This is a genomic window from Nocardia tenerifensis NBRC 101015, assembly GCF_000308715.1.
Taxonomy (GTDB): domain Bacteria; phylum Actinomycetota; class Actinomycetes; order Mycobacteriales; family Mycobacteriaceae; genus Nocardia; species Nocardia tenerifensis.
Genome location: NZ_BAGH01000130.1, coordinates 1 through 6,129 on the forward strand (window position 1 = coordinate 1; position 6,129 = coordinate 6,129).

General features: G+C 68.4%; 7 protein-coding genes. 2 read left to right on the forward strand and 5 right to left on the reverse strand.

All coding sequences use genetic code 11. From position 1 onward, the window contains the following. On the reverse strand, positions 1-670 hold a 670-nt coding region (locus ON39_RS11060), incomplete at its 3' end, for a protein kinase domain-containing protein (protein WP_218006158.1). 150 nt (positions 671-820) lie between these two features. On the opposite strand from ON39_RS11060, the gene ON39_RS11065 reads away from it, so the two are divergent. Then, on the forward strand, positions 821-1,186 hold the full coding sequence (locus ON39_RS11065; protein WP_040733408.1) for an Rv2175c family DNA-binding protein: 366 nt from the start codon (positions 821-823) through the stop codon (positions 1,184-1,186). Between the two features lie 210 nt (positions 1,187-1,396). Then, positions 1,397-1,942, forward strand: coding sequence for a cysteine hydrolase family protein (locus ON39_RS11070; protein WP_040733409.1), 546 nt, complete (start codon positions 1,397-1,399; stop codon positions 1,940-1,942). Between the two features lie 66 nt (positions 1,943-2,008). Here ON39_RS11070 and ON39_RS11075 read toward each other — a convergent pair whose 3' ends face one another. The 4 genes from ON39_RS11075 to ON39_RS11090 form a co-directional block, all read right to left on the reverse strand. Next, positions 2,009-2,734, reverse strand: a complete 726-nt coding sequence (locus tag ON39_RS11075; RefSeq protein WP_040733410.1) for a hypothetical protein — start codon at positions 2,732-2,734, stop codon at positions 2,009-2,011. Positions 2,735-2,909: 175 nt separating this feature from the next. Beyond that, entirely contained in the window at positions 2,910-3,872 is a 963-nt protein-coding gene (locus ON39_RS11080; protein ID WP_040733412.1) for a phytoene/squalene synthase family protein, read from the reverse strand. Beyond that, positions 3,869-5,572, reverse strand: coding sequence for an alpha-(1->6)-mannopyranosyltransferase A (locus ON39_RS11085; protein WP_083894379.1), 1,704 nt, complete (start codon positions 5,570-5,572; stop codon positions 3,869-3,871). Before ON39_RS11085 ends, ON39_RS11080 begins: the two co-directional genes overlap by 4 nt. 82 nt (positions 5,573-5,654) lie before the next feature. Beyond that, positions 5,655-6,129 (reverse strand): FAD-dependent oxidoreductase (locus tag ON39_RS11090; protein WP_040733414.1); only part of this gene is annotated, 475 nt, incomplete at its 5' end.

A 6,129-nucleotide genomic window follows, 5' to 3' on the forward strand; every position in this document is an offset into this window, starting at 1 on the left:
TCTCGATCCGCTGATACGCCACCGAGAGCGAGGTGTCGCCGGTGAACGGCACGCGGCCGGTCAGCAACTCGAAGATCAGGATGCCGAAGGAGTACACATCGCTGCGCGCGTCGGCCGTGCCGCTGGTCACCTGTTCGGGAGACAGGTACGCGGCGGTGCCGAGAATCACGCTGGCCGAGGTGGTGTTGGCCGCCGCGACCGCGCGGACCAGACCGAAATCGGCGATCTTGACCTCGCCGCCGTCGGAGATCAAGACGTTCTCCGGCTTGACGTCGCGATGCACGAGACCCGCCGAGTGCGCGACGCCGATCGCCGCGAGCACCGGCTCGGCCACCGCACGCACCGCGTGCGGCGGCATCGGGCCGCGCTCGCGCAGCAGTTCGCGCAGCGTGCCGCCCTCGACCAGTTCCATGATGAGGAACGGATACTCGCCGTCGACACCCTGGTCGTACACCGCCACCAGCGACGAGTGCTTGAGCTTGGCGACGGCACGGGCCTCGAACTCGAACCGGGTGAGAAACTGCGGGTCACCGGCGAATTTCGGGTCCATCACCTTGATGGCCACCGGACGGTCGAGGCGGGTGTCGACGCCCCGGAAGACCATCGACATGCCGCCGCGGGCGATCGGCGCATCGATGCGATAGCGCCCTTCCAGCATTTGGCCGATCAATTGATGTCCTCCGGCTTTCACAAAGTTCTCACCCCTCGCGGTTGATCCCCACAAGTGATCGACCGCCCCGTGCGGCCCTCACGATGGTATCGACCAAACGCACCCGGGTGTCTCACGACTTGCGGCCGGTGACCGTCTACCGTTATCCGCGTGAGTGCATTTCCCTGCAGTGATGATGTCCTTCCGGAGTCCGTGGCGCTGCTGCCGCTGCCCGAGGTGGCGGACAGACTCGGGCTCGTGGTGACCCGCGTCCATCAGATGCTGCGTGACCACCAGCTGCTCGCCGTCCGCCGCGACGGCGTGATCGGCGTTCCCGAACGGTTCTTCGACGACGAGGGCGTCGTCCGCTTCCTGCCCGGCCTGATCACCGTGATGAAGGACGCCAAGTACACCGACGAAGAGATCCTGGAGTGGATCTTCACCGAGGACGAGAGCCTTCCCGGCAGACCTGTCGACGCCCTGCACGGGCCGCTTGCCCGCGAGGTCCTTCGCCGCGCCGCCGCCGACCCGTTCTGAAACTCGGCCGTGCGACGGGTGGCGAGTTATCAGCTGCGCGATCGCGGCGGGATCAGCCGTGTCTCGCTGCGGTGCGAACGAGCCGGGCGCCTGCGGCGCATACGCTTCGTCCGCTCGGCAGTGAGACGGCCACGAACGGCGCGCCTGAGACTCGCGCAGCGCGAGTGAGCAGGTGTCGAACGTATTGGCTTGGCGGGGAATGATGTTGGCGTGAGTACTGCATTGGTCATCGGAGACATTCAGCGGGGGATCACGGGTGGCTACCCCTTCACCAGACAGGTGGTGCCGCCGCTCACCGAATTGCTTCCCCGGGCCCGCGCTGCCGGTGCGCTGGTGGTGTTCGTGCACTTCGCTTTGCGGGCCAACGGGGCCGACCTACCGCCGGGGAATGAAATGTTCCGGTCGTTTCACGAGGCGGGGGACTCCTTCCACGAGGGCTCGGCCGGGACCGAGATCGACCTTCCGGTCGCCGATGAGGACGTCGTCGTGCTGAAACGCCGCGCCAGCGCGTTCGCGGGCACGGACCTCGATCACGTTCTCCGCGCGCACGGCGTCACCTCCCTGGCCGTCGCCGGCGTCGCCACCAGCGCCATGGTCGCCGCCACCTGTTACGACGCCGCCGACCGCGACTACCGCGTGACGGTCCTGCGTGACGGCTGCGCCGACAGCGATCAGGCGATGCACGATTTCTTCATGGACGCCGTCTTTCCCAGCCGCGGCTTCGACGTCGTGCGCTGCGACAGCTGGACTGTGTGAAACCTGGCATGGCCCGGGGCGCGCGAGTATCAGCCGGCTCGCGCGACCCAGGCCGATAAGTCGTCGCTACAGCAGCTGAATACCGACGTCGACGTCGGCTTTCGTCAATGAGTCGGGACTCTCGAGGATGTCCGCGTCCAACCCGAGCGCGAGGCCGAGATCGCGGTTGACCTCGGACCCACTGGCGAGGTCGACGTCCACGTCCAGGGCGGCGTCGATAGTCGTACCCGGCTCGACCTGGTCGGCGAGCGCAGTGCCGAGAGCCGCATCGAGTCCGGAGAGAAGGGCGCTTTCCAGCGTGATCCCGGAGTTGGCGAGTTTCAGCGTGGCCTTGGTCGTTCCCTCGTTCATGACCAGCTCCGCGTTGCCGGGTTCGGCTATCGCTCCGATCTTGACACCGGCCTTGCCGCCGACTTCGGCCGTGACCGCACCGGTTTTGATGTCGACCGCCACGTTCGAGATCTTGGTCTTCTTCTCGCCCTTGGCAACCTCGATGTCGCCCGAGAGCAGAACCTTGCCGCCGGTGACCTTCTTCGCGTACGTGAGCTTGCTTCCCTTGCCGACCGGCAGTGTGATGCCGCCGTCCGCCATTTTCGCGCCGTCGGCCGCGCTGACCGTGACTCCCTGGCTCTCCAGATCGAGGGCCGCGTTGAGGTCGATGCTCAGCCCTTCGCCGGTCAGCGGCGCCTCGGCGGCGGCCATGGCCTCGGCGTGCCTCGGAACCGTATAGGGAACGGCATAGGCGGGCCCAGGGGCGGCGACGAGGGCGGCGACGGCGCCCGCGGCGGCCAATGCGAGGATCGGGGCGGCAACGACACGCCCTACACGGGGTTGAGTAGTCATCGATTCTTATTCGTCGCCGAGTCAGACCATGGATGGGTCACAATGTGGCGCGTTGTGTAGCCCGCGCCGCGATGCGCTCCGCGACCGGCCACTGCGCGCTGATCACCGTCACGATCTCCAGTCGTCAGCCGCGCCGACGAAGCGCCGCCGTGGCGAACTGTGTCGCCGCGACACGCACCCGCTGATGGCCGGGCACCACCGCACGATGGTCGAAGATCGCGTAGCCGGAGTCCTCGATTCGATCGAGAATGCCGCCGTAGAGCAGGGCGGCCGTGCGGATCGCCGGGCGGACACGGGGTTCGAGGAGATCGATGCCGGGAACGGCGTGGCGGTAGATGTCGCGGTTGACCGCGATGACGTACGCGAGGGCGCGCCGAACACGCGGGTCGGTGCGACGGGTGCGGCGGCAGTGCGCCAGCAGATCGTGGTCGACCCCGAACGCGGCCAGCTCGTCGGCGGGCAGATAGACGCGGCCGCGGTCGAGATCCTCGGCCACGTCGCGCAGAAAGTTAGTGAGCTGGAAGGCTTCTCCGAGCGCGGCGGCGGCCGGCTCGGCCTCGGCGACCGGCACGACGGTGCCGAGGATCGGCAGCACCTGCAGGCCGATGGCGGCGGCCGAGCCGCTCATGTACTCGTTCAGCTCGGCCATAGTGGCGTAGCGGTCGCGGAAGTGCGGGGTGCCGGGCACATCCATGCGCATGGAGTCCAGGAACGTCCAGAAGTGCTGTGGCGCAATGTCGTAGCGGCGGATGGTGTCGGCGGCCGCGGTGAGGATGGGGCCGTACGGCTCTTCGATTACTGCTCGCGCCTCCAGCGCGAGACGCAACTGTTTCTCGATCAGATCCAGCTGCCCGCCCGGTTCGAGCCCGGCGTGACCCGGATAACGCTGGGCCACAGCGTTTTCCGCGTGGTCGACGATGTCGTCCACCACCCGGGCGAACGCGTAGAGCGCATGCACCGCAGGCCGCCGCTCGGCCGAGAGCAACCGGGTCGCGAGAAAGTACGTGCGCCCGTGGGCCGCCGCGATCCGCCGGCACGCGCGATAGGCGGCGGCGAGCTCCGGCGCGGGTAGCGCGCCGTCGATCATGGCCGAGCGGGCGCGGCCGGTTCGATGCTCGGCGGCGTGGCCCGCAACCGCAGCGGATCCACCTTGCGCAGCGACATCGCGGCCACCACGGCGGCGAACGTCGCGAGCGCGACGTGCACGAAGCTGTACAACCCGATCGAGCCGTCCGGCTGGAACACCAGCATGAGCCAGGTACACAGCCCGACCAGCACCATCAATGTCGTGGTGGACAGCGCGAATCCGGCGGCCAGCGCCAGCGGCCACGAGTAGTACCAGGGCAGCGCGGCGGGGGAGAGGATGACGATCCCGACGAACGCGATCAGGATGCCGAACACCGCCTCGCGCTCGCTGTGCCGGAACCGCCACCAGGCCCACACCAGCACGGCGACCAGCGCCACCGCGCACATCGCCCTGGTCACCGACAGCACCTTGCCCGGATCGAACGAGGTGAACCAGCCGACCGCGTGCATCATGATGGTCGGCAGCGAGAGCCAGTTGATGATCTTCTTCGACCCGGACAGCGCGGTCAGCCACCCGATGCCCACGCCCGCGATGGCCGAGGCGGCCACGAACACCAGCGCGAACACGCTCAGCCCGAGCCCGGCGATCTTGGCGAACATCAGCGCGGGGTGCGGCATGTCCTCGGTCGGCTCGGCGGCGTCGTGCGGGCGCTCGCTCTCCGGCAGGTTCGCCGGGTCGCGCCCGGCTCGCTGCGCGGCGCGCTTCTCCCGTTCGTGCAGCATCCAGATCCACACCAGGAACGGCAGCGCGATGCCCGCCGTCGCCTTGATGGCCACGCCGATGGCGACCACCACGATGCCGGCCACGTGGTGGCGCTCCAGCACCAGCGCGATGCCCGCGCACATCAGGCCGACCATCAGCATCTCGTTGTGCACGCCGCCGAAGAGGTGGATCAGCACCAGCGGGTTGAGCACGGCCAGCCACAGCGCGACGGTCGGCTTGCCGCCGAGATGCTTGGTCAAATAGGGCACCGCCCACATCATCAGCGCGAGGCCGGGCAGCATGACCAGCCGCATCGCGATGGTGCCCGCGACGACATTGTCCCCGGTGATGGTGGTGATGCCGCGGCCAAGCAGCAGGAAGATCGGGCCGTACGGCGCGGTGGTGGTCTTCCACACCGGGCTGACGTTGTCGAGCAGCACGCCGGGGTTCTTGACCGGTCCGTCGACGTACGGATCGAAGCCGTCGCGCAGCAGCGCGCCCTGCGCCAGGTACGAGTACACGTCCTGGCTGAACATGGGCACGGCGAACAGCAGCGGCGTGATCCAGATGCCGACGATCGCGCGCAGTTCGTTGAGGGTGACGCCGGCGTCGGTCCGGTCGCCGCGCCCGATCGTGGTGCGGCCGAGGCGGACCCACGCGGTGATCATGAGCAGCACGCCGATCCAGATGACGATGGTCGACAGCGCGTAGCCGTGGCCGAACCGTAGCCAGGACAGATGCATCGCCTCGAGCAGCGGGTCGCGCTTGCGGGTGCTGCCCGCGCCGAACCCGCCGAAGGTGATCATGATCGCGCCGTAGCAGCCGAGCATCGCCGCGTGCCCCTCCGGGCTGCGCAGGAACAGGGCGGCGGTGCGCATCCACGACCGCACACCCGGTGGCTCGGCGGTGGCCGATTCGCGTGTCGCCGCGGTGTTCGGTGCGTGGCCGGGGATTTCGGTCGGGGTGGCCTCTGCGGCGCGCGTTTCGGGGGAAGCCATCTGGTGTCGGTCCCCCCGAATGGTCAGCGGTCGCAACCGCGAGCGAATAGGTCGCGCCTAGTTTACGGCGTCGCCCGGAACACTAGCCCGCTGGTACGCGCGGTTTCATCTCGAGCCGCGCGCGGTTGCCGACAATGCGGGTTGCCGCCAGTTTTCCGGACAGCAGCGCGGTGGGCACTCCCACACCCGGCGTGGTGCCGCAACCAGCGATAACTACGTTGTCGCTGGACCGTGGAAAATTGCGTGGGCGGAATGGCCCGGTCTGCCGGAACACGTGCGCCGCGGAGAACGGAGTGCCCGCGAGCAAGCCTTGATCGAGCCACGTCTGCGGCGTGTCGAGATGGTCGACGGTGAAATGCGCGGCAATACCCCGGTAACCGCGACTCTCCAGCACCTCGAGCAATTCGCGCAGGTAGGCCGGGCCGATCCGTGACCAGTCGAGGGGCGCGGCCTCGAGATTGGGGCAGGGGGCCAGCAGGGAGAACGGTTCGTGCTGTCCGTCCGGGCGGCTGACGTAGAGGCCGGGGTCGCTGAGCACCGGCCGGGTGAGCAGCAGC